Annotated in this window: 21 protein-coding genes; 7 read left to right on the top strand and 14 right to left on the bottom strand. The window is 55.9% G+C overall.

The annotated features are described in order from the left end of the window. On the bottom strand, positions 1-283 hold a 283-nt coding region (locus tag V6C07_RS06655), incomplete at its 3' end, for a formate dehydrogenase accessory sulfurtransferase FdhD (protein ID WP_333535565.1). A gap of 622 nt (positions 284-905) precedes the next feature. Between V6C07_RS06655 and V6C07_RS06660 the strand changes: the two genes are divergently transcribed. From V6C07_RS06660 to V6C07_RS06670, 3 genes are all read left to right on the top strand, one after another. Beyond that, on the top strand, positions 906-1,367 hold the full coding sequence (locus V6C07_RS06660) for a hypothetical protein (protein ID WP_333535566.1): 462 nt from the start codon (positions 906-908) through the stop codon (positions 1,365-1,367). 12 nt (positions 1,368-1,379) lie between these two features. Beyond that, on the top strand, positions 1,380-2,408 hold the full coding sequence (locus tag V6C07_RS06665) for a GNAT family N-acetyltransferase (protein ID WP_333535567.1): 1,029 nt from the start codon (positions 1,380-1,382) through the stop codon (positions 2,406-2,408). Between the two features lie 511 nt (positions 2,409-2,919). Then, complete coding sequence (locus V6C07_RS06670) at positions 2,920-3,597, top strand: outer membrane protein (protein ID WP_333535568.1); 678 nt, start codon at positions 2,920-2,922, stop codon at positions 3,595-3,597. Positions 3,598-3,999: 402 nt separating this feature from the next. On the opposite strand, the gene V6C07_RS06675 is transcribed toward V6C07_RS06670, so the two are convergent. Next, positions 4,000-4,260, bottom strand: coding sequence for a hypothetical protein (locus V6C07_RS06675; RefSeq protein WP_333535569.1), 261 nt, complete (start codon positions 4,258-4,260; stop codon positions 4,000-4,002). A gap of 658 nt (positions 4,261-4,918) precedes the next feature. Between V6C07_RS06675 and V6C07_RS06680 the strand changes: the two genes are divergently transcribed. Continuing rightward, positions 4,919-6,367, top strand: coding sequence for a DnaA ATPase domain-containing protein (locus V6C07_RS06680; RefSeq protein WP_333535570.1), 1,449 nt, complete (start codon positions 4,919-4,921; stop codon positions 6,365-6,367). A gap of 360 nt (positions 6,368-6,727) precedes the next feature. Here the strand turns inward: V6C07_RS06680 and hybD are convergent, their stop codons facing one another. The 8 genes from hybD to V6C07_RS06720 all read right to left on the bottom strand — a co-directional run bounded on the left by hybD (position 6,728) and on the right by V6C07_RS06720 (position 16,203). Then, positions 6,728-7,270 (bottom strand): HyaD/HybD family hydrogenase maturation endopeptidase, encoded by a 543-nt coding sequence (hybD, locus tag V6C07_RS06685; protein WP_333535571.1) that lies wholly within the window; start codon positions 7,268-7,270, stop codon positions 6,728-6,730. A 247-nt stretch (positions 7,271-7,517) separates the two neighbouring features. Next, on the bottom strand, positions 7,518-8,222 hold the full coding sequence (gene cybH, locus V6C07_RS06690) for a Ni/Fe-hydrogenase, b-type cytochrome subunit (protein WP_333535572.1): 705 nt from the start codon (positions 8,220-8,222) through the stop codon (positions 7,518-7,520). A gap of 53 nt (positions 8,223-8,275) precedes the next feature. Further along, on the bottom strand, positions 8,276-10,090 hold the full coding sequence (locus V6C07_RS06695; RefSeq protein WP_333535573.1) for a nickel-dependent hydrogenase large subunit: 1,815 nt from the start codon (positions 10,088-10,090) through the stop codon (positions 8,276-8,278). An 11-nt stretch (positions 10,091-10,101) separates the two neighbouring features. Next, positions 10,102-11,205, bottom strand: a complete 1,104-nt coding sequence (locus V6C07_RS06700; RefSeq protein ID WP_333535574.1) for a hydrogenase small subunit — start codon at positions 11,203-11,205, stop codon at positions 10,102-10,104. Between the two features lie 474 nt (positions 11,206-11,679). Further along, positions 11,680-11,973, bottom strand: coding sequence for a hypothetical protein (locus V6C07_RS06705; protein WP_333535575.1), 294 nt, complete (start codon positions 11,971-11,973; stop codon positions 11,680-11,682). Positions 11,974-12,047: 74 nt separating this feature from the next. After that, complete coding sequence (locus V6C07_RS06710) at positions 12,048-13,649, bottom strand: (Fe-S)-binding protein (RefSeq protein WP_333535576.1); 1,602 nt, start codon at positions 13,647-13,649, stop codon at positions 12,048-12,050. A gap of 11 nt (positions 13,650-13,660) precedes the next feature. Further along, positions 13,661-14,599 (bottom strand): respiratory nitrate reductase subunit gamma, encoded by a 939-nt coding sequence (locus tag V6C07_RS06715; RefSeq protein WP_333535577.1) that lies wholly within the window; start codon positions 14,597-14,599, stop codon positions 13,661-13,663. Between the two features lie 1,187 nt (positions 14,600-15,786). Continuing rightward, positions 15,787-16,203 (bottom strand): RrF2 family transcriptional regulator, encoded by a 417-nt coding sequence (locus V6C07_RS06720; RefSeq protein ID WP_333535578.1) that lies wholly within the window; start codon positions 16,201-16,203, stop codon positions 15,787-15,789. A gap of 346 nt (positions 16,204-16,549) precedes the next feature. On the opposite strand from V6C07_RS06720, the gene V6C07_RS06725 reads away from it, so the two are divergent. Together V6C07_RS06725 and V6C07_RS06730 are read left to right on the top strand one after the other, a co-directional pair. After that, positions 16,550-17,095, top strand: a complete 546-nt coding sequence (locus V6C07_RS06725) for an RrF2 family transcriptional regulator (RefSeq protein ID WP_333535579.1) — start codon at positions 16,550-16,552, stop codon at positions 17,093-17,095. Next, complete coding sequence (locus V6C07_RS06730; protein ID WP_333535580.1) at positions 17,070-17,372, top strand: response regulator; 303 nt, start codon at positions 17,070-17,072, stop codon at positions 17,370-17,372. The genes V6C07_RS06725 and V6C07_RS06730 overlap by 26 nt, the downstream gene beginning before the upstream one ends. A gap of 201 nt (positions 17,373-17,573) precedes the next feature. Here the strand turns inward: V6C07_RS06730 and hmcF are convergent, their stop codons facing one another. The 4 genes from hmcF to V6C07_RS06750 all read right to left on the bottom strand — a co-directional run bounded on the left by hmcF (position 17,574) and on the right by V6C07_RS06750 (position 20,548). Beyond that, positions 17,574-18,962 (bottom strand): sulfate respiration complex iron-sulfur protein HmcF, encoded by a 1,389-nt coding sequence (gene hmcF / locus V6C07_RS06735; protein ID WP_333535581.1) that lies wholly within the window; start codon positions 18,960-18,962, stop codon positions 17,574-17,576. 43 nt (positions 18,963-19,005) lie between these two features. Continuing rightward, the gene (gene hmcE / locus V6C07_RS06740) at positions 19,006-19,686 is read right to left on the bottom strand and encodes a sulfate respiration complex protein HmcE (RefSeq protein WP_333535582.1); all 681 of its coding nucleotides are present in this window, start codon (positions 19,684-19,686) and stop codon (positions 19,006-19,008) included. 49 nt (positions 19,687-19,735) lie between these two features. Beyond that, positions 19,736-20,140, bottom strand: coding sequence for a cytochrome c3 family protein (locus V6C07_RS06745; protein ID WP_333535583.1), 405 nt, complete (start codon positions 20,138-20,140; stop codon positions 19,736-19,738). Between the two features lie 123 nt (positions 20,141-20,263). Then, a complete protein-coding gene (locus tag V6C07_RS06750) occupies positions 20,264-20,548 on the bottom strand; it encodes a hypothetical protein (protein ID WP_333535584.1) in 285 nt (94 codons plus the stop codon). A gap of 1,137 nt (positions 20,549-21,685) precedes the next feature. On the opposite strand from V6C07_RS06750, the gene V6C07_RS06755 reads away from it, so the two are divergent. After that, positions 21,686-22,198 carry a YchJ family protein gene (locus tag V6C07_RS06755; RefSeq protein ID WP_333535585.1) on the top strand — a complete coding sequence of 171 codons (513 nt, stop codon included), beginning with the start codon at positions 21,686-21,688 and terminating at the stop codon, positions 22,196-22,198. Positions 22,199-22,320: the final 122 nt, after the last annotated feature.

Here is a 22,320-nt window from a genome sequence, read left to right on the forward strand (position 1 = left end):
TGGCGTCGGTGGCAGCCTGGGGGCGCGACGACGCAGGGGGCAAGATGCCAAGGGACCGTATCTGCCGGGCGTCCTGCAGCAGGCCCAGGGTGAAAAGTCTGCCCACGGCCAGCTCTTCAAGCTTGTCGGGCATGCAGTGCAGACAGGCCACGGTTTTTCCATTGCAGATGAGATTATACGCTTCTTCGCGCAGGAGCAGGTCGTCCACCTCATATCTGCCCAGATGGTTGATGCGTGTAAGGGTAATGGGAAAACAGACCGGGGGATGATGGGGCTTGGACATGCGGGCGGATTTCTCCTTGCGGTGGGATGCGCTGCATTTGCCGCGAGGTCGCGTCTGGCAGCGTAACCGCAGTTTCGGCCAAAACGGGCTGAAAAACAAGAGGCGCTGCAGGCGGGATTGTGCATGCCCCGGACATGACGCGCCAGCCATATAAAATGTATTGTAAAAGAGGTCTTTTCATTAGCGGCGTGCTCACCTAGTATAGGACAGGCGGTACCGGATGCCGGCCGGGCCATGCGTGGCGGAATATCTGCACAGGCTGCCCGGCACAGGGCATGTGCCGCAGGATACTGATGCATGGGACGACGCGCGGGACAGGCGGCACGGGATGCCCGGCTCGTGTTCTAGAGCAGATTAACTTTGAGAATGTACATTCTCAAAGTTTAAGACACGCTCGCTTCGCTGCTTAACCGCGCAAGTAAATAGCTCTGCTGTCTTCATCCGTAACTTCCTTTGTCGTAACGGCTGAAGCTGCGCTTGCATCTTTGCGGCGGGCGACTGCTCACGCAGCCGCCAGAGCAATTTCACTTTGAAATTGCTCTACGGCTCGGGCTTTCCGGCGCAGGCTACCGGCGCGTTGTCCGATCAGAAAAATACGAATCTGTTGCAAGGAGTTTTTGTCATGAAAAAACTTTTGCTCTGCATTTTTTTTGTGTTTTTGGCGCTTCCCGTTGGGGCGGACGACGGCGGCCCGGCGTGGAAGGACTTCAAAGCTGAATGGATGAGCGCGTTCCCCGCCGGCTCGGTGACTGTGCAGGATCAGGGGCAGATAAAGATATGCACTCTGGAGGAAGGCGTGACCGCCACGTTTTTTCTGGATAACGACGGCGTGGTGGAGCGCGCTGTCGTGACCAACATGCTGCCGTCTTCTGGCCGCTACTTCGAAGGAGTTGCCCAGACCATCAGGGTTCTGGCCGGGCAGGACCCGCAGGCGGCTGCCGTGAGCGCGGCCTTTGCCACCTCCGCACCTGCAGTTCTGTGGCGCGCCGCTGGCGGTTTTTGCTTTGAACGCACGCAGGATCCGGGCGCAGGCTGGTTTTTTTATGCCAGCCGCGGCGACCAGTGTCCGACAGAAGTGAAGTAGGCGGGGGCAGCCTTGCGAACGCCTGATTCACGGCAAATAGAAAAACTTGCGTTTCAAGATCTTGAAGGCCATGAGGGCTGGCAGCGGGCCGCCTTGTATTCGGGGCAGGCAGACCCTTTCTGCTGCCTGCCGGCCTGGCAGCTTTCCTTTCATGAGGTCTTTGCCCCGGAACGCCAGCTCATGATGTGGCATGATCCCGGACGGGTCATGAACAGCGTGGTTGTGCTGGCGGAACAGGTTTTTTCCGCAGAGTCGGTCCTGCTGACTCCCATAGATACGCTGTGGTTTTTCAGTTCTCCCCTGCTGGGGCCTCATGCCGTGGATCTGCTGGCCCACGCCATGAGCGATCTGGCCGCGCTGTATCATCCGTATTTTCCCCGCATTGTCATCAGCGGTTTGCAGCCGGGCAGCGTAACGCCCCGCCGCCTCCTTCAGACCTTTGGCCGCAGCTTTGATTTTTTTATGCATTCGGAAACCGTGCAGTGCGCGGCTTCTCTGCAGGGAGGCCTGGATGGCTTCTTGTCCCGCAGGTCAGCCAACCACAGGGCCAAGCTGGCCAAGGGCAGCAGGCGTGCCGATGAGCGGGGCATAATGTATGAGCGGCATGTTCCGGCTTCAGAGGCCGAGGCGCTGGCCGTGTTTGAGCGTATGCTGGCCGTGGAAGCGGAAAGCTGGAAAGGGCAGGGGCAGTGCGGCATGACCGAAGAGCCTGCCCGTGCCTTTTATGCGGCCATGCTGCGACGTCTGGCTCCTGCGCGGGCCGCGCGCGTCATGTTTGCCCGGCATGAAAACAGCGATGTGGGCTTTATTTTTGGCGGCATGGCTGGCGGCATATACCGGGGGCAGCAGTTCAGTTACGACCGGCACTGGAAAGACGCCGGCATAGGCAACCTGCTACAGCTCGAACAGATTGCCTGGCTGTGTGAAGAGCAGGCCGCGCGTTACGACATGGGGCCGGTTACGGGGCCACGCATGGGGTATAAGGCGCACTGGACGGAAAAACGTTTGCCCATTCAGACCTGGCTAATGGTTAAAAAATAGTTCGGTCTCCTTCAGGGCAGGCTGCTTTTGAAGGCAGATATTCCCTGCAAGCTGCGGCAGGCACGGCGGCCGTCGTGTCGCGCATCTACTGCCCTTGCCCTGAAAAGGCTGTCCGCGCAATTCCGGACGCAAGGCCGTAGAACAAGCCTGCCCGCCTCCTTGCTCAGAGCAGTTTCAAGTTCAATGTTCGCAATCCCGATGTCTCACGCCCCACGGCAATGCGGCGCGTTGTTCCTGCACAGGCTTGCGCAACGCTCCCGCCTGCCGAATCTTTTGTCTGCATTTTTTAACATGCTTTTTTAACATGCTTTTTCTTCGGCAGTCGTCACGTTTTTTCCCTGTATTCGTCTGCAAAATTTGAGCGCCCGAAGATGTGCGGCAGGGCGCAAAGCCTTGATACGCGCGCCTCATTGAGAGGTTTTATAGAAAAATTATTGACATTTTCTAGCTAATAAACCAGATTTAAGGCTGCCCTCGTAAAAAAATGAGGGAAAGTACTAGGAGGACTGTCATGAAACGTTTTATAGTCGCTGTGGCGCTTGCCCTTTCACTTGCCCTTCCCGGGCTGGCCGCTGCCGAAGGCACCGGCATGTACCTGGCCCCCAAATTCCTTATGAGCATCCAGAGCACCGGACAGATGGAGCGTTCCAGTGGTCTGGCCGGTAGCGGGGTGGATAATTACAACCAGTTTACCCTTGGCGGCGCTCTGGCCCTGGGCTATGACTTCTGGCCCCAGCAGATGCTGCCCCTGCGCGCGGAAATCGAATTCGCCCTGCGCGGCAACAGCGAAAAAAGCTGGAGCGACGGCGGTTCGAACCTGAGTAGCGTCAAGGGCGTCTGGAACAACTCCACCCTGTTCGCCAACCTGTTCTGGGACTTCCGCAACGATAGCGCCTTTACCCCCTACGTGGGCGGTGGGCTTGGTCTGGCTTTCAACTACACCGGCTACACCCTCAAGGATAACGCCGGCAACAAGTTTGAAGCTGACGACCGCTTCACCAACTTTGCCTGGAATCTGGGCGCCGGTGTATCTTACGACATTAACGAAAGCTTCACCCTTGACGCTTCTTACCGCTTTGTGGGCCTCGGCTATAACGAAGTCAGCTCCACTGTGGGCGGCGTCAAGTACGAAGTGGGCAACCGTCCCTATAACAATGAATTTATGATCGGCCTGCGTTACGGCTTCTAGAGCAGATTAACTTTGAGAATGTACATTCTCAAAGTTTAAGCCACGCATCGCTTCGATGCTTAACCGCGCAAGTAAACAGTTCTGCTGTCTTCGCGGCAGTCGTTGGCGAGCCTGCGAGCCTTACGAATGGCGACAGCGATTGTATGGAAACAGGCGGATCGTTACACATGCTGCCTGCAAGCGTATTTTCCTGCGTTACGATTTCTGAAGCATCCGTAACTTCCTTTGTCGTAACGGCTGAAGCTGCGCTTGCATCTTTGCGGCGGGCGACTGCTCACGCAGCCGCCAGCGTGATGCTGTAGCCATTGCTCTCAGCGATTCGTATTGAGGATATGGCTTTTCAAAGGGTAAACGCCTGCTCTGTCGTTTGACCGAGTATGCAGCCGGCAGTTCGTCATCTGTTTAGAGCAGTTTACGAATGAAACGAGTCAACTGCTCTGCAAGGATTTTCCTGAAAATCCTTGCCACGAAATGCGAGCAGGCAGGCTTTTGCCTGCCGTAAGCAAGCATTTCAAGTGTTAAATGCTCTAAAGACATCTGCTCCCAAGTGCTGTGCCCGCCGCGGGATCGGACATCTTGCTGCATGCCGGTAAATTGCGAGAGCTGAAGCCGCCCCTGCGGGTGGTGAGAGCCACGGCCAAAACGGCGCTGCTTGAAGCGCACAGATCAAAGAGCCTTCCGGAGATTTCCGGAAGGCTCTTTGCTGTTGGCAAGGTGCGCCTGTGGGGCTGTGCAGCCGGGCTGTCAGGGAGGCAGGCCGGACTGCGGTCGTTTTATGTTTTTTTCAGATTTGTCGCAGTTTTCCACAGGCCCCAGGCTTGCTCCCAGGCGGCAGCAGGGCCGGTGAAGTGCGGGCAAGCCTGGCCCACGCAAGACCAGTGGACCGACCGCCCGGATGCATAAAGAGGCCTTCCGCGCGCGTGTCAGACCGCCGCTTTGGCTCATGCTGCCCCGTGTTTGCCGCAAGAGATAAAAAAGAGAAAAAATCTTTTTTCCCCTCTTGACAATCAGTGGGGCCTTACAGTTCGGAACTTTTGGCAAGCATGAATGAAAAATGGAGAATATATGAGAAAAACGGAGTAAAATCATTTTATATTTGTTGATAAAATGTTGCTGTTTTGTTCATATACCATATCCTATTATTCTGTCCCTTACGGGCTAAGGCTTTTCAGGGGGGCCACGGAGGCTGTCAAATAGAAAAAAATAAAATATTTGTAGCAATTAACAAGAATAGCAATTGGGGAAAGCAAAAGCCGCTACCGCCCCAAACAGCCTTTATTCATCAATTGCCCGTCGCCCGGATTTTGGGCTACAAGGCTGCATGCGAGAAAAATGGGCTGAAATTTCTGAAAATCTCAAAAAAATGCTTAAATCCGGGCTTTTCAAAGTCTGGATTGCTCCCTTGCACGCCAGTGTTCATGAGGGGGGGCTTCACCTTGTGGCGCCCAATGCCTATGTGGCCGGCAGGCTGGAAAGCATGATGCTTGCCTCACTGCGTGAGGCTGCCGCACCTGTTCTTGGCCTTGAGCCGGAGCAGGTCGATGTGCGTATCGAGGCAGCGGGGCAAAGTGCAGATGCAGAGATTCATGAGGAAAAACAGGTTGGTATGAAAAACAATCCTGTCGTGGGAACTGAAGCTCCGGCTTCAGCTCCATCTGCCGCTGCGTCTTTTATCGCTCCGTCCAGGGCGCCGCGCCAGGCATCACTGCCGCTTGCGCCTGTGGCCGTGTACCGCGATACACAAAATTGGCGATATTCCTTTGCCGATTTTGTGGTAGGCCCCACCAACAATATGGCTGTTGCCGCCGCGCAGGATGTGAGCCGCAGCTGTGGCTGCGTGCGTACCCTTTTTGTAAACTCCAGTTCCGGGCTGGGCAAGACGCATCTGGCTCAGGCCGTGGGACGCGCCATCAGCGATGAAGGCACCAATGCCCGCGTGGGATACCTTACGGCCGAAGAATTTGCCTCGCGCTTTGTCATGGCCCTGCGGGCGCAGGATATTGAAGGCTTTAAGGCCCGCTTTCGCGAGCTGGATGTGCTTCTGATGGAAGACGTGCATTTTTTTCAGGGTAAGGAAAAAATGCAGGATATGGCCCTGGCAGTGGTTAAAAGCCTTCAGGCCAAGGGCGGGCGCGCCATCTTTACCTCTTCTTTTTCACCGCGCGAACTGCAGAAGGTGGACAGCCAGCTTGTGTCGCATTTCTGTTCCGGCATTCTGACCGACATGGGCCGTCCCACCAAGGACATGCGCTGTGATATCCTGGGGCGCAAGGCCAGAACATTTCAGGTGCTTTTGCCCGACACTGTTTGCGAGCTGCTTGCCAGCCGCCTGACGGGCGACGTGCGCCAGATGGAATCCTGCCTCAACAGCCTTATCTTCAAGGCGCGCCTGCTGAACTGCGGTCTCAACGTCGATCTGGCAATGGAAGTTCTGAGCCAGTACGCGGACGTGGCCTGTGGGCCTGATTTTTCCACCATCCTGCGCCTTGTCTGCGAAAGCTACGGGCTTAACGAACGTCAGCTGGCTTCGCGCTCACGTCGCAAGGAATGTGTGGTCGGACGCAATACCGCTTTCTATCTGGCCCGCAAGCATACGGAGATGACCCTGGAAGAAATCGGAGAAAAATTCAACCGCCGCCATTCCACCGTTATCAAGGGCATCACCTCGCTTGAGCGCGAACTGTCCAGAGAATCCACCGAGGGCCGCCGTATTGCCCGTGCCGTATCGCTCATTGAGCGGAATGCGGGACTGGCTGAGCGCCCCATGTAAAGCTTTGCCGCCATACGGCGCAAAAGCGGCCCGGTTTTCAAAGACCGGGCCGCTTTTGTCATATGTCTTTCATCTGGATACGCTGTGAGCCTGATTGGATCACGCTGTGGCTCGCCGGAAAGGGCCTGCAAGCGCAATTTGGGTGCGCGGTTAAGCGCCGGAGCGAGCGTCCTGGAAGCAGTGGGAATGGATACTCTCAATGCAAAAATGCGCTAGAGCAGTTTCACTTTGAAATTGCTCTGGCGACTGCGCGAGCAGGCGCCCGCCGCGAAGGCGTAAGCGCAATTTATTTGCGCGGTTAAACGCCGAAGCGAGCGTGTTTTAAACTTTGAAAATATACATTTTCAAAGTTAATCTGCTCTAAAGAACGGGACTTTCCGCCAGCAGCAGGGCATCCAGAGCAGAGGCCGACAAGTGGCGGGGTTCTTCACGCCGCTCAGGCGTTACGCCCCACTGGCGCAGCACCTCAAGGGCCATGTCTTCGCCTTTGCCAAGGCATTGGGCCACGGCCGGGGAAAGAGCCGCACCAAGAGTCATGGCGGCAGGCTGTACGCCGATCAGTGCGCAATGCTCCGGCATATTGCCGCGCAGCGTGGCAAGGCCAAGAACTTCGGAAAAGCTGTTCTGGTGGGGGCCGATTTTTTGTGCGGTAAGATAGGCGGGCATCTGCTCTCGCAGCACCATCTCCCCCGGTTCAAGGCCAAAATCCACTGCATCCAGCACAAGCAGCCTGTCCGCGCGCTCCACGTAGGTCAGCAGGGTTTGTCCCTGAGTGCCGCCGTCCACCACTTCCACGTAGTCGGGAAAATCCCAGCGGGCATAGAGGTTTTGCGCCAGTCTGACGCCGTAACCTTCGTCGCCGTAAAGAATATTGCCGAGACCGATGATAATTACCGCTTCCATGAGACATCCTGTTTTTCTATGCAGGCCGTGCCTGCAAGCAAAAGACGGCTCCACTGGAGTGAAGCCGCCCTGTTGTTGCTCCTGAGCAGGTTCCAGAGCGGTTTGCCTTGAGACTGCTCCGGCGGCCGCGCGGCCAGGCTGCTCTGCCAGGTCACGCGGCCATGAATCAATCGCACTGTGCCTGCGTGTCAAGCGCTGCAGCGAGCGCCGTGACACGTGGAGAAGTTACTCTCAACGGCAAAATGCCCTAGGTTTTGCGCCGCTCTCTGTAGCCGCTGAACATGGTGGAAACCAGGGTGGTCTTGCCCATGATCTCTTCACGGATGACCATGTAGATATGCACGGTTACAAAGGTGACCAGAAGAAGCATGCCCAGCCTGTGCAGGCTGCGCAGTTCCTGGCCGTTGCCGCCTATCCAGTAGGCGAAGTCCAGCACGAAACGGAACGGCTTGAAGAAGGCCAGGCTGCTGGCTTCGGCATACATGCCAAGACCGGTAAGCATGATAACGAGCATGAAGACCATGCCCACGGCCATGCCTGCCTGGGCCAGGGGATTATGCCCCACGTGGGCGCGCGGCTCTTTGTCCAGAAAGAGATACCAGCGGATGTCGTGCCACAGGTCGTTCCACCAGGCTTTGCTCCAGACAGGCAGGATGATCAGCTCGCGCGAGTAGCGGTTGCCGATAATGCCGTAGAGATAGCGCAGTATTGTGGAGATGATGAGAATAAAGCCCGCAATGAAATGCGCCATGCGGGTGTAGCCCATATAAAAGGTGTCATAGGCAGAGGTTCCGGCCACGGAAAGCCAGGGTTTTCCTATGATGTACCCGGTAACGATGAGCACGCACACACAGACCACCATGACCCAGTGCCAGATGCGTATGGGCAGCTGGTACACATAGATGCTTTTGCCCACGGGGACTTCGGACGTGCTTTGTCTTGTATCGCTCATATCGTTCTCCTACGCTTGGGGCGTGTGTGCGCCGGGCGTCAGCGGGGCCGGAGCTACATGCCCCTGTCCATGCGCACTGTGAGCAGATCCTTGCCGTCGGGACCAATGATGTGGGTCGAGCAGGCAAGGCAGGGGTCAAAGCTGTGCAGGGTGCGCAGAATTTCCAGCGGCTGTTCGGGTATAGCCATGTGGGTATTCATCAGCGACGCCTCATAGGCGCTCAACTGGCCGTCGGGGCTGCGAGGCGCGCCGTTCCATGTTGTGGGAACCACGCACTGATAGCTTTCGATTTTTCTGTCCCTGATTTTAACCCAGTGTCCGAGAGCGCCGCGCGGGGCTTCGGTAAAGCCCACGCCCCGCAGTTCGCTTGTGGGCCAGGTTTCGGGGCTCCACTTGGCGGTATTGGCTGTGGCGCGCACGCCGTTTTTGAGGTTGGCGATAAGGCGGTCGTAAAAATAGCGCATTTTTTCCGCCGACCAGGCCAATTCCAGAGAACGTGCGGCTATGCGGCCCAGGGTGGATTGCAGCACCGTAACTGGCACACCGCCCGCGCGGCCCAAAAAGTCGTCCACAAGGTCCTTGATGTCGTCATTTTTACGGGTGTAGCCGATGAGCATGCGGGCCAGGGGGCCGACTTCCATCTGGTGACCGCGCCACAGCGGCGTCTTGAGCCAGGAATAGCGGTCCCGTTCATCCACCTGCTTGAGGTCCGTGGGCGTACCCTTGATGTTGGGACCGGGATTGTAATGCGGCTCGGTGACGCCTTCCCAGGGGTGCAGACCGGTTTTTCCGGCGGGGTAGGGCTTGTACCAGGAATGGTTGACGGTTTCCTGGATTTCTTCGGGATTGGTCAGGCTTACGGGCAGCACTTCGTTGAAGTTGCCGTTGATAATGGCCCCCGGAGGCATGAGCAGGCTTTTTTCGGTGTAATCGTTGGCAATGTCGGGAATGCCGCCGTAGGCCAGTACCGAAAGCTTGGACAGGCCGCCGCCGATATTGAGCCAGTCCCCGTAAAATCCGGCCAGGGCCAGTGTGTCGGGGATGACCACCTGCTGGGCGAAGGTGCGGCAGCGCTCGATAACCTGAAGCACGAAGTCCAGGCGTTCCTGATTGATGACGTCGGCCGCGCCCACGCCGTCAATGTTCAGGGAGCAGGGAACGCCGCCCACCAGCCAGTTGGGGTGAGGGTTTTTGCCGCCGAAGATGGTGTGGATGTGTACCACGTCTTTCTGGAAATCCAGAGCCTCGATATAGTGGGCGACCACCATAAGGTTGGCTTCGGGCGAGAGCTTGTAGGCGGGGTGTCCCCAGTAGCCGTTGGTAAAGATGCCAAGCTGGTTGGAATTGATGAGCTTGAGCAGCTTGTCCTTGACCGACTTGAAGTAGCCCGGCGAAGAATTGGGCCAGGGAGACAGCTTTTGCGCCAGTTCGGACGTTGCCTTGGGGTCGGCCGTGGAGGCCGAGACCACGTCCACCCAGTCCAGCCCCGTAAGGTGGTACAGGTGCACGAGATGGTCGTGGTACATAAGGCAGAGCTGCATGAGGTTGCGGATGATGTTGGCATTGTCGGGAATATCAATGCCAAGGGCGTTTTCCACCGCATGCACCGAGGCCAGGGCGTGCGTACCCGTGCAGACGCCGCAGATGCGCTCGGTAAAAGCCCAGGCGTCGCGGGGGTCGCGCCCCTTGAGGATGATTTCTATGCCGCGAAAAATGGTGCCGCAGGAAACGGCATTGGTGATCACGTTGTCGTCGTTGATATTCACTTCGCAGCGCAGATGGCCTTCAATGCGGGTTACGGGGTCCACAACGAGGCGGCGGCCCGCGTCAACAACAGTATATCCTTGCGTCGAATATTCATAGGACATGGGTGCGTTCCTTAGCTCTTGCTGGTGTCGTCGTTAACTTCCGGGGCTTTCTTCTTGTCGCAGGCATGGCGCACCATACTGGCCGCGCCGTGAATGGCGACACCGGCGGCCACGCCCGCCACCGCCGCAACCCCCACGCTTTCAGCCGTGGAGTTGGTTCCCATGTGCGGGATGGTGGTGATGCGGTCGTAGAACGATTGCTGGTCCCAGAAGTTCTGCTCCGAGCAGCCGATGCAGCCATGCCCGGACTGGATGGGAAAGGAAACGCCGTTGTTCCAGCGGGTGGAGGGACAGGCATTGTAGGTGGTAGGGCCTTTGCAGCCCATTTTGTACAGGCACAGGCCGGAGCGCGCGCCTTCGTCATCCCACGATTCCACGAACTGGCCCGCGTCAAAGTGGGCGCGGCGGTAGCACTGGTCGTGCACGCGCACGCCGTAGAACATTTCGGGCCGCCCCTGCGCGTCAAGGCTCGGCAGGCGGTCATAGGTGATGATGTAGGTCAGGATGGAGCTCATGACCTCGGGAATGGCCGGACAGCCGGGAACCTTGATCTGCGGCTTGTTGGGGAAAAGCTTGTGCAGCGGGGTGGCCGCCGTGGGATTGGGTGAAGCGGCCTGCACACAGCCCCAGGAGGCGCAGGTTCCCCAGGCGACCACGGCCTTGGCATGCTCCACGCCGCGCTTGAGTTTTTCATAAAAGGGCTTGCCGCCGTCAATGCAGTACATGCCCTGTTCATTCAGGGGAACGTTACCTTCCACCGCCAGAATGTACTGGCCCTTGTATCTTTCAATGGCCTGCTCATAACAGGCGTTGGCCTGTTCGCCGGCCGCCGCCATAATGGTGTCCTGATAATCCAGGGCAATCATTGAAAGGATGATGTCGGCCGCCAGGGGATGGGCCGTGCGCAGGAAGGACTCAGTGCAGCAGGAACAGGAAAGGCCGTTGATCCAGAGCACCGGAAGGCGGGGTTTTGTGGAAAGGGCCTGGGCGATAGCCAGGTCCGCTCCGGGGCCAAGCCCCATTGCAACGGCCGTGAGCGCGCAGAACTTCATGAAGTCCCGGCGGCTGACGCCTTTGTTGCGCAGAACCTCGGCGGTTGTTTCAAGACGTGCCATAGTTACCTCAACGCTTTCTTAGGTTGGAAGTGAGCCGTGAGGAGGGGGAGGGGTGCAAAGCCGCACCGGGCAGAAAAGGGCTATGCCAAGCCCGCTTTATCATAAAACCTACTAATAAGACTATAGGGCCGTACTCGCAAAAGCAAGTGAAAAAATTGGATGAATTATGTTGGATTAATGGTATCGCCTGGGGTGGCGCGTGCGGCAGTGCGAGAAAAGCGGCAGATATATAGCATTTCGTATTTTCCCTGTGCTTTCGTTGCCGCGTGGTGGCTGGCAGGCGGGCGCACTAGAGCAGTTTCACTTTGAAATTGCTCTGGCGACTGCGCGAGCAGGCGCCCGCCGCGAAGGCGTAAGCGCAATTTATTTGCGCGGTTAAACGCCGAAGCGAGCGTGTTTTAAACTTTGAAAATATACATTTTCAAAGTTAATCTGCTCTAAAAGAGAGGTTCTTTTGTTCAAAAGAACCTCTCTTCATAACAGACTTTCAGCGGTCCGGCGGCAAGAGCCAATTGTCGGTGGGCGCGTTGGAAACTTTAGAGCAATTTCACTTTGAAATTGCTCTGCTGACGCGAAGGCGGCAGCCGCCACCAAGTGGCGTGGATTCTGGCGAAAACCACGTTTTTCGCCAGAATGATGCGTTGAAACAGGGAGTGTTTCAAAAGCAAAATGCTCTAGTGGAGAAGATCCCGGCAAAGTTTTACGGCGCTGCCCCGGGCGCTTGCCCGCGTAGAAGCGCAGCGCTGTCGTGGGGACGGTGCTGCTCATGCGGAAGCCCGAGCCTTTTTACATCAGCATTATTCCGTTCGCCGTGGGCCTTGGCCCACGGCGAACGGGCAATGCTATTCTTCTTCTCCCGCGCCTTCAAATTCAATGAAGCCGGGGTTCACGTTGGTCATGGCGTTAACGATAAGTTCCACCAGGCCGCCGTAGGCGAAGTTGTTCTTGGTGTACAGGTCGTTGTGCTCAAGGATTTCGCGGATCTGGCCCTTGCAGTTGGAGCAGGGGGCGCAGATGTACTTGCGGGTTTCGGGGCCAAGGCAATCCTTGAAGGCTTCGCTGATCTGCCACATCTTTTTGCGGCCGGAGATGTTACCGCGCCATTGTTCGATGTTGTTGCGGGTCATGATGGCAAAGCCGGAACCGCCGCCGCAACAGTAGTTGTCCACGCCGTGGCAGGGCATTTCGCGGAACTGGGGCGCGATTTTACGCAGAATTTCGCGCTGCGGTTCCACGATGCCCATAAGACGCACCACGTTGCAGGGGTCGTGCAGGGTCACGGGAAAGTCGTTGCGCGAGGGGTCGAGCTTGAGGCGGCCGCTCATGACGATGTCGCGCAGGGTGACATAGCAGCTTTCGCGCGGAACCTGGTATTCAAAGGGGATCACGCGATCAGCGATGACGGTGAGCGCCTTGTGGGCATGGCCGCATTCGCCGATGACGATTTTTTTGACGCCCAGTTCCTTGGCGGCCATCATGTGCTGCAGGGCGATGCGGGCTGTCTGGGCATCGTCGTAGAACACGCCGTAGTTCACGCCGTCATAGGCAAGGGCCTTGCTGGAAAGCGTCCACGACAGGCCGGCTTCCTGAAAGATAAGCGAGAAGGAGGCGATGTTTTCAGGCCAGGCCATGATTTCGCCGGCATTGTGCAGCAGCATGATGTCCGCGCCCTGCACGTCAAAGGGCGTATGGATGCCCACGCCGGTGATTTCCGTGTAGTCCTCGTCGATGAACTCCACGTTTTCTTTCACCACTTCGGGGGTCATGCCCGTGGAAGAGCCGGCCTTCATGTGGTTCATGGTGCCGCGTTCGTGCAGTTCGCGGGGGTAGATGCCCAGTTCCTGGCTGAAGACCTTGCGGATTTCGCGGGCCATCAGGCCGTTGTCCACACCGATGGGGCAGGTCTGGGCGCAGCGGCGGCAAAGGTTGCAGCGGTAGGCCAGTTCGCCCAGGCGGGCCACGGTTTTCCAGTTCAGGTTCATGTCGCCGTAGCGCCATTTTGCCAGGGGTTCTTTCTTCACATACTGCTTGTAGATGCGGCGGAAGATTTCGGAGCGGAAGTTGGGCCGGTACATTTCGTTTTCGCCCGACATCTCATAAAGATGGCAGGCATCGGAACAGGAGTTGCACTGCACGCAGTTGTCCATGCTGGTTTCAAGCATGGGCAGGAAGGTCCAGTTGTTTTCCTTGCTGAACAGCTTGCGCACACCGTCGAGGAACTTGTTGACCAGTTCTTCCTCTTCTTCACGGTTTTTGGGCTTGGGAATGTTCAGCACGCAAACTTCGTCAAGAATACAGGCGGTGTTTTCTTTCTGCTCTTCAGTAAAGGGCTTCCAGGGCATGGTATGCATATCCACAGCCAGTTCGGGGATCTCTTTCAGGTCAATGCTGACCATCTGCCCGTCGACGGTGGAAACGTCAGTCAAGCGAAGGTTGTCTTTCATGTCTGAACTCCCTAGTCTTCTTTCTTTTCTGTGGGGTTGGTGGTGGCAACATCCACCCAGGTCCTGGGGGTTCCATCACCGGAGATATGCTTGGCCGACCAGGTCACATTGAACTTGAGGGCCTCAAGGATCTTCTGTTTGTTCTTTTCGCTGTAGTTGGTAGGCTCGTCGCCCCAGCGGATGTCGTGGTACATGAAGTACTTCATGATCAGGTGGCCCATGTTGGTCATGGGGATCCAGATGAGCAGGAAGAAGCCGAGCAGCAGGTGCAGGCTGAAGAGCGTGCTGGTCTGCGGAGCAAAATTGAAGGTAAGCAGGTTATAGATGAAGGTGCGGGCCAGTTCGAAATACGAAGGAGCAACAGCCCAGGCGGCCAGACCCAGCACGCCGAAGACCACAAACACGCCCAGGTTGAAGTAGTGTTCGGGCGTGCTGTAGCGGCGCAGGCCTTCATCATTGCGGCGACGCTCAATAAGGCCGATGCCGCCGATGACGATGCACAGCGCGCCGACCAGCACAACGGCGTTGATGACGTTGCCCACGAAAATCATGACGCCGCCCTGCGGGTTCAGACCAAAAATCTGGGCGATGACGGCACAGAGCACAATGATGGTTCCGCCCATGAGCATGTACATGCCCACGTGGAAGGGGTAGGTGCGCACCCACAGCTTCAGGTTGTGCTCAAAGGTGGCGTGCAAAAAGAGCACTTCGGTCAGAATGCCCTTGATGTCGCCCCAGTGTGAAATATGGCGCGGCTTGGTCCACCAGTCTTTTTCTTCCATAAAACTGCCGCCATAAGCAGCCTTTTGTGCGCCCTCATGGGGGACCGGATAGAGTTCCCAGCGTACATGCAACGGACTGGCCGCCATGTAGGACCGGATTTTCAAGTATGCCATGCAAAAGAAGCCGGCTACCGCCAAATAGCCCAAGATGTAGAACAAAATGGTCATGCGTTTTCTCCCGTAGGGTCAATATGCCGCTGAAACATGGGTTCGGCGGGCCCGGCCCGGCCGGTGCGCCGCTAACAGCCCGGCATGCGTCTGCTTGCCTGCAACCTCTCCTGAAAAATTACCGGGCCAATGACTGTGGCGGACCGTCCTTGTCAGGAATTGGTCACGTTAAGGGGTGAAGTCAAGATGGCCGGTGGCACTCCTGATACCTAAAATATAAAAAAATGCAAAGATGTCAGATAGATTCATTACGATAAAATTAATCAAGATTAATCTAATTTTATTTAAGAAAATCAGATAGATTTAAAGCCCAAAAATATTTTTTTGGCAAGAAAAAATATTTTTCCGGCAAGCAGAATCACCGGCTAAAATGCTGCGGTACGCATTTTGAACGGCATTTGCATAAACATATTTGTTTGGTAGGTGTTTTTTAGTAAAACAGAGCAAAAAAATATGGAATAAAAGCTCTCCTGAACAGTGCGGACCAGGAGATTCAACTCACATGTGCAATAGTAAAAGCATGTTGCGTGAATGTCCGACCTGATTGGCAATGTGCAGCATGTTTTTCTTTAGGGGGGAATCCAAAGGTTTCTTAAGAAAATAGCTCGCGCCAGCATGAAGCGGTGTTTGCCGGGCGTTTGGATGCAGCGGCCAGTGCCACAAAAGAGGCAGATATGGCGGGCAGTGTCAGCGGGGAGGAGCGAGGCCAGAGTCAGGCCACAGAGTCAGTGCAAGCAGGGCAGATGGGGGCAGACGGAGCCACAACAGGGGCAGTCAGGCTGGGCCGGCCAAGGCTTGTGGCTGCAGCCAACGCTGGTAAAAACACCCAGTCAAACCGCACAGACAATCAAAAAGCCAGTCTGTCGAGCCACTATCCAGTGGAGCCACGCGAGGCGGTGCAAGGCAGAAAAGCGGAGGGGTAAACAGCAGGAAGAGTGTGTTTTACAGGCTGCCGAAGGAGCAAACAGGGGAAACAGGTTGGGCATGGTTGGGCAGAGGCATTTTCGTCATTTGTTGCAAGCGGGAAGCGACAGGTAGAAGGCGACGAAGGTGAAGCAGGAGGCAGGATTGAATGTGGCGGCGGGGCAGAAGGTACAATCCAGCCAAGGCGGACGCCGCACCGTTTGTTCCTGCCCCTGTAAAGAGAAGGCTGCCACGGGGCCGTCCGCCGCTGGACGCGCTGATTGTTAAAGCAAAATGTGGTCGTCGTGCATGAGGTCGCGCAACGTGATGGATTCAAACACTCCATCGAGGGTTGATTGCAGGCTTTCCCACGCCTTGCGCACTTCGCAGGCATCAAAGCGTGAACAATGGCCGGGTTTCTCCAGGCAGCCGCTCAGTTCAATGCCCCCTTCCATCAGGTTTACGATGCAGCCAAAGGTGAGGTCTTCGGGTTTGCGTAACAGTACATGCCCGCCTTTGGCCCCGCGCACACTGCCCGTAATGCCCGCCAGCCGCAACTGACGTAAAATTTGTTCAATGAATTGAGAGCTGATTCCTGTCTGGCTTGCCAGCACGCTTGAGGAAACAGGTTTCTCAAGTCCGTTCTTTGCCAGATAGAGCAATATACGGGCAGCGTATCGTGTTTTTGCTGAAAGCTTCATTGCGAAACCCCCACGGCGCAGTAATAAAATGGAATATAAAATCGGCCAATGGCCGTATCACACTGTGTTGGAAGTTTGAGCTTCCGAAGCATAATTTGAACAAAGCACAGCATAACACCACAACGGGACTTTTTGCATCTCTTTTTTTTATCTTGCCTCAATACTTGCGAAATCATTCACACGGTCAGGAGGGCAGTGTTTTTAGCCGTTCACAGGTTTGAGCACAAAGTCCCAAAGTCGCTTGACGCCCAAAGTGGCTTGAGCTAATAATCATGAGTAAAGCAGTCTAAATTAGACGTATCAAGTATTGTAAGTTTTATCGCCTCCAGCAAAATAAGGAATAAATATGCGTATTTCCACCATGTCTTGTCATGCGCTGCACCTGCTATTGTGCCTTTCTGAACAAGATCGGACTATTCCTGCTTCTGCTTCTGAATTGGCGGTCTGTACAGGCATTTCTGAAAAGTTTGTGCAAAAAATCATGCGCTTGTTGCAGGCTGAGGGAATTATCAAAAGCGTACGGGGCATTGCCGGGGGCCACATGCTTGCCCGCAACCCCGAAGCCATAACTCTGGCGGACATCATCTGCGCGGTGGAAGGGGGCATAACCCTGCCCGGCGTCAACAGCGAAGCTCCGGCGGGAAAAGCCGCTCTGGATGTTTGGGACAAAGCCGCCCTGGCTCTGCGCAACTCCCTTGATGCGGTCACCCTTTGCTCCGTTCGCCAGAACGCGGGGCTTTCGCAGCGGCATGGCACGCGCCGTAAGGCTGAATATCCTGTTCACAGAAGATCAGAATCCGAACTCGGAGGCCCCAATGCAAAAGCATATTCTCTTGGTAGACAGCGATGCCGAAAGTCTAAGCAGGATGTCGCAACTTCTACGCCAATCTGACTATCAGGTGAGCGTAGCCTGTACTTGCGATGAAAGTTTGAACATGGTTCACAATTGCAAGCCTGACTGCATCATTTTTGATGTGGAACTGGAAGGCACTTCGGGAACCATCATGTACAGCCGTTTGCGCAGGAACTCGCAGACACGCCATATTCCGGCCATTGTCTGTACCAACGTGGGACCAAGACCGGTGTGCTTCGGAACGGGCATTCCCGTTTTGAACAAGTCCTGCACCTGTGAGGCGCTGCTGGGCGCTGTTTCAGCCGCCACTGCCTGAAGGTTGGAGCGCCGCAAAAGGCCCGTCTGCCGGAACTGCTTTCTTTCTGTCGCCGGTGGCAACTGACCAGGCTGTAAAAGGTTTTTATTGTTGGCCGGGCAAGTGGGATGCCTTGCCCGGCCAACGGGCGTTCATGATGCGCCCTTGGGCAGAGCCGCGATTTGCAAAAGGACAAATAAACCGCAGCTCTGTCACTCTAGTTTATTCGGGCGCGATATGGCGGATGTGCGGAGGAATTATCAGCATATCCACCAGCAGCGGCTTGAGGAAGGACCACTTGATGTTGTGTTCTTCGTAGACTTCCATCATGTCGCGTATGGCGTCCCAGCAGTTGTGGCAGGGCGTGATGACCATTTCAGCGCCGGTGGCCCTGATCTGCTCCAGCTTGTTGGTAAGAGCCACGTTGCGCTCCTGCCGGTAAATGCCGATGCCGTTCAGGCCGCCGCCCCCGCCGCAACAGAAGTTGTGGTCGCTTTTGGGGCTCATTTCGCGAAAATCTTCAGCGATATAGCTCATGATTTCGCGGGTAGCCATGCCAAGGCCGTGGTTGCGCACGTAGTTGCACGAATCCTGAAGCGTGCAGGGAACCTTGATTTTTTTGGCCGGATCAATCTTGATTTTGCCGGTGCGCAGCATTTCGGCCACCCATTCCACATAATGCATGAAGCGCACCGGCGGATCACCGCTCTCACGTCCGGCCCAGTAAGGGCCTTCGACGACGGTGGCGCGGTGGGCGTGTCCGCATTCGGTTCCCACAACCACTTTGGGCTTGATGCGCTCAACGGCGGCGTAAATACGCTTGACGTTCTGCGCGCAGCCTTCCCAGTCACCGGCGAACATGGTCAGCGAAGTGTTTTCCCAGCCTTCGCGCGGCACGGTCCAGTTGGTGTCGGTCACGTGGAAGAGGATGGCGGCCAGAGCGATATCTTCAGGGTAGTGCTTAACCTCGCGGGCGTTGAGAACATACATGACATCAGCATGTTCCTTTTCAACGGGGATTTCGAGGTCGGGCCATTCTTCCTGCTGCTCTTCCACCATCCATTCACAGGTTTCGAGCCAGTCTTCTTCGCTCACGTCCATCTGTGCGCCGTAAACGCGGTGCATGCCGGAGCCGATCTTCATTTCCCACGGAATAAAGCCGTGCTTGAAAAGAATGCCGCGCAGGTAGCTGAACATGACGCCGGTGTCGATGCCGTGCGGGCAGTAAACGGCGCAGCGGTTGCAGCAGGTGCACTTGCCCCAGGCAGCATCCATGCATTTGATCATGAACGCGGCGTCGACCTTGCCCTTGCGGCGCAAAAGCTCGCCCAGAGTCGCCTGTATCTTGTACGAGGGGATCTGGGTGGGGTCATTATTGTTTGTTCTGTAAAAGAAGCAGCTGTCGGCGCACATGGCACAGTGGGCACAGATGTCGAGCCACGTGCGGGTGCGCGATTTGCAGGTCTGCTCCAGGTCGCGGGCCAGGGCTGCCTGGTCGACCTTCATTTCCTTCATTTGGCTGTAATATTGCGCCCCGCCCTTATCCTTCAGCAGATTGAGGATGCCTTCCTTGGTAGTGATGGGGGTGGGGGTGCAAAGCAGTTCGGACATGGTTCGCTCCTTTCAGGCGAAAATAATAATACTGTTGCCCGTCTTACCAGGGGAAAGCGCCGCCGCGCGTGGCTCCGCCTCTTTTGATGGCGAAGTCCATGCCGATCTGGGCACGCGACAGGAAAAAGAGCACGATGTGCGAAAGCTTGGTAAAGGGGGCCAGAATAAGGAAAAGCTCGCCGCTCAGCACATGCAGAACCATCCAGCTCTGGTAGGCCGAGGTGTCCAGGCGGGCCATAAGCCCGGTGGCGAAGGGTAAAAAGGTCAAAAGCAGAATGAACCAGTCCGCGCGGCTGTTCAGTTGCCGCAACGCGGGAGAGGCCATGCGGCGCGCGGCCAGCAGCAGAATGGCCGCAAGGCTGAGCACCGAAAGAATGTCGGCCAGGGTTCCGGGCAGCGAGGGCAGGCTTATGCCTACGTAGCGCTCAAGCAGCACGGTGTGTCCCAGCAGGAAAAGCGGCACCAGCACAGCGCCGAAGTGCAGCAGGAAAAACAGGGTGGTGGCGACGGGCTGTGTGCGCCAGCCGTCAGTGCCGCCGGGGATGAGCCATTTAAAGATGGACGCCAGCGCGCCGGGAATGGAGCGGTCTGTGTGATAGCGGTAGGCAATGCGCTCAAGGCGCCAGTCCAGGCCGCGCACGTAAAGAACCACGCGGGCCAGCATGCCTACTGTAAAAATAACAAGTGAAATGACAAAAAGCGGTCCGGTAATAAAGTCAAGCATCTGATTCTGCCTCCTAACGTTCTTTCTTCCTTATGCAGTGAGCCACCGGCTACTTTTTGGCGGCGTACTCAGATGCGATGCGCTCGCTGTGGCAAACCCGGCAGTCTACAAGGCGGGGGCCCTTGGCAAGCTTGACATGACACTCGGTACAGGTGGCATGCAGGTAGTCCATCTGCTTGCCGGGAGCGACGTTTCTTACATTCAGAAACGTCTCTGACAGCCCTTCGTCCGTCATCTGGTGGCAGGCCGTGCAGTCTTGCCCCTTGTCTTCCAGATAGGCGATGTGCTGGTCATGGGTGAAGAAAACCGGCGGCATCTTCTTGGCGCTGAAGGCCGGGTAGGTGAAGGGAATACGTTCCTCACCGAAGGCCACGCCTGAAGACAGTGCCATGCCGAGAGCCAAAAACAAGAGGCTGGTGAGAATGGTTCTGAATCCGATGTGTTTTTCCCGCATGGTGGATCCTTGCTTCCTGACATAATCCTGGTGATGTTACCCCGGTAAACAACCAGCGCCGGGCACAATATATAAGGAAATCCCGAGCACGCGCTTCGGGATTTCCCCTGGTTCCGCGTTTAGCTAGGCTTTGGCCCTGTTGAGGGCTTCAGCCGCGTTGCGCATAAAAACAGCACATTTGTAGGGTTCGTTTTTCATACACCGCATGGCGTAGGCCGCGCCGAGATAAAGAAACAGACGCGATTCGTAGTCCAGCCTGTTGGTTTGCAGCCAGTGGTCATGGGGCGCTTCCGCCTGCGCCAGGTCCTTGGCGCGGGCAAGGTCGTCCGCATACGCTTCACCGGCAAGCTTGGAATACAGTTCGCAGATTTCTTCAGCCAGGTATTCACGTTCTGATAATGCCGACATGACAACCCCCTTGCGTCACGCGCGGTTACGCCCCACTGTACATGAGGCATTGGTAAAGGGCAATTAAATTATGTAATTTCTGACTCAATTAATCCATACAAAAAGATTATTATATTAAAAATACTGCGTCAACATAGTTTCAATTTTTTGTGGCAAAAAATATCTAAATATCATTGCTTGTTAATTATAAATGTTGACTAATTAAATATAGTATTTTTGTCACAAGCGCTTCTTGTGCCAATGCAACACTCATGATGCAACAGTTGTAAAAGATAGCTTTCAGATATATTTTCATGTTTGAGTGCCCAATTTTATTCATAGTGCATTTATAAGTTTTCTATTCATATGTATTTTAAGGTTATTTGAAGAGAGTCGTTTTGTAGTATTTAACTTGGTTTTTGGGATGGACAGCAGCGTTGCGCCGGTATTTCTTTACCTGCCTGACGACGCCAACCGCCTTCTTACAGACGTGCGCTCAAGAGCTATTTGGGCTTATAATTCAAAATTTAAGCTATTTCAGCGTGTTGAGATTTAGTGATTTATATCACAACTGGCGGGTATTCCGGGGAAGGGGAAAGCGCGTGACAGGGCCGGGTTGGCCGCGCCTGGCGGTGAATGGGCCGGGTTGATGTTCTGTCTGTGACGGGACAAACGGCTAGAGCAATTTCACTTTGAAATTGCTCGGACGGCTGCGTGAGCAGACGTTCGCTACGGAGGCGTAAGCGCAGTTTATCTGCGCGGTTAAACGCCGAAGTGAGCGTGCCTTAAACTTTGAGAATGTATATTCTCAAAGTTAATCTGCTCTAAATGTGCCGAGCGATGGTTGGGACGGGGCGGCAGGGCGAGTGGCGTGCCAGTGTCACGCCGTGCGCGCGCATGTCCTATGCGATGGGTGCGGCCATGTGTCGGCGGTGCGGTCAGACGGCAAGGGTTGTGCGCCGCTGATTCGTTTACCCGATGATACGACAGGCATGCTGGCATTCCGGCATTCCGGCTGTCCCTTGGCCATCAGACTTTTGCCGCTTTGTTGGGTCAATGGCGGAACAGGCCCTTGTGCGCTCTTGCCGCCCGGTCAGGCATGCGTTAATATTTATGGGCTATACGCCTCCTGAGGGCTTTAAAAACAAGGTGGATTTCATGCAACAGCAATGCCCTTGCGGCAGCGGCCTTTCTCTCGATCAGTGCTGCGGTCCTTATATTGATGGCACGATATGGCCCGGCGATGCCGAAACTCTCATGCGTTCGCGCTATTCGGCCTACGTGCTCGGCCGTTACCAATGGCTTGTGGACAGCACCCACCCGGACTACCGGGAGGGCATATCCGTGGAAAAGCTCACGGAACAGGCCAAGGACGTGCAGTGGCTGCGTCTGGACGTGGGCCGGGTTGAAAGCGACGTACCCGCCGGAAAAAACGCTGAACTTTTTGATGTGGTGGAATTTCATGCCTATTATGAGATGGAGGGCATCCCACGTCAGTTGGGCGAGCGCAGTTTTTTTGCCCGCCAGGACGAGAAAATCTTTTATGTGGACGGCGTTGCCCTGAGGCCGGAAGCGTACCGCAGGCAAAACCCCAAGGTGGGGCGCAATGACCCCTGTCCATGCGGCAGCGGTAAAAAGCATAAAAAATGCTGTGGAGTCGAAACCGCTTGAGCGCCACAGATCACGCGGCACGAGGAGCCGGCAAAACCGGCCCGCTGACGGCCATTCGCCAGTTTTGCCTCGAATGCCAGGGAGCTTCCGGCAAGGCTGTGCGCGCTTGCGCCGACAGGCAA

Source organism: Desulfovibrio sp. 1214_IL3152 (assembly GCF_036763055.1).
GTDB lineage: Bacteria > Desulfobacterota > Desulfovibrionia > Desulfovibrionales > Desulfovibrionaceae > Desulfovibrio.

Excerpts from the sequence above, each read along its gene's own strand:
- V6C07_RS06660 (WP_333535566.1), top strand. The coding sequence starts at position 906 with ATGAAAAAACTTTTGCTCTGCATTTTTTTTGTGTTTTTGGCGCTTCCC.
- V6C07_RS06670 (WP_333535568.1), top strand. The coding sequence starts at position 2,920 with ATGAAACGTTTTATAGTCGCTGTGGCGCTTGCCCTTTCACTTGCCCTT.
- V6C07_RS06680 (WP_333535570.1), top strand. The coding sequence starts at position 4,919 with ATGCGAGAAAAATGGGCTGAAATTTCTGAAAATCTCAAAAAAATGCTT.
- hybD (WP_333535571.1), bottom strand. The coding sequence starts at position 7,270 with ATGGAAGCGGTAATTATCATCGGTCTCGGCAATATTCTTTACGGCGAC.
- cybH (WP_333535572.1), bottom strand. The coding sequence starts at position 8,222 with ATGAGCGATACAAGACAAAGCACGTCCGAAGTCCCCGTGGGCAAAAGC.
- V6C07_RS06695 (WP_333535573.1), bottom strand. The coding sequence starts at position 10,090 with ATGTCCTATGAATATTCGACGCAAGGATATACTGTTGTTGACGCGGGC.
- V6C07_RS06700 (WP_333535574.1), bottom strand. The coding sequence starts at position 11,205 with ATGGCACGTCTTGAAACAACCGCCGAGGTTCTGCGCAACAAAGGCGTC.
- V6C07_RS06705 (WP_333535575.1), bottom strand. The coding sequence starts at position 11,973 with ATGAGCAGCACCGTCCCCACGACAGCGCTGCGCTTCTACGCGGGCAAG.
- V6C07_RS06710 (WP_333535576.1), bottom strand. The coding sequence starts at position 13,649 with ATGAAAGACAACCTTCGCTTGACTGACGTTTCCACCGTCGACGGGCAG.
- V6C07_RS06715 (WP_333535577.1), bottom strand. The coding sequence starts at position 14,599 with ATGACCATTTTGTTCTACATCTTGGGCTATTTGGCGGTAGCCGGCTTC.
- V6C07_RS06720 (WP_333535578.1), bottom strand. The coding sequence starts at position 16,203 with ATGAAGCTTTCAGCAAAAACACGATACGCTGCCCGTATATTGCTCTAT.
- V6C07_RS06725 (WP_333535579.1), top strand. The coding sequence starts at position 16,550 with ATGCGTATTTCCACCATGTCTTGTCATGCGCTGCACCTGCTATTGTGC.
- V6C07_RS06730 (WP_333535580.1), top strand. The coding sequence starts at position 17,070 with ATGTCGCAACTTCTACGCCAATCTGACTATCAGGTGAGCGTAGCCTGT.
- hmcF (WP_333535581.1), bottom strand. The coding sequence starts at position 18,962 with ATGTCCGAACTGCTTTGCACCCCCACCCCCATCACTACCAAGGAAGGC.
- hmcE (WP_333535582.1), bottom strand. The coding sequence starts at position 19,686 with ATGCTTGACTTTATTACCGGACCGCTTTTTGTCATTTCACTTGTTATT.
- V6C07_RS06745 (WP_333535583.1), bottom strand. The coding sequence starts at position 20,140 with ATGCGGGAAAAACACATCGGATTCAGAACCATTCTCACCAGCCTCTTG.
- V6C07_RS06750 (WP_333535584.1), bottom strand. The coding sequence starts at position 20,548 with ATGTCGGCATTATCAGAACGTGAATACCTGGCTGAAGAAATCTGCGAA.
- V6C07_RS06755 (WP_333535585.1), top strand. The coding sequence starts at position 21,686 with ATGCAACAGCAATGCCCTTGCGGCAGCGGCCTTTCTCTCGATCAGTGC.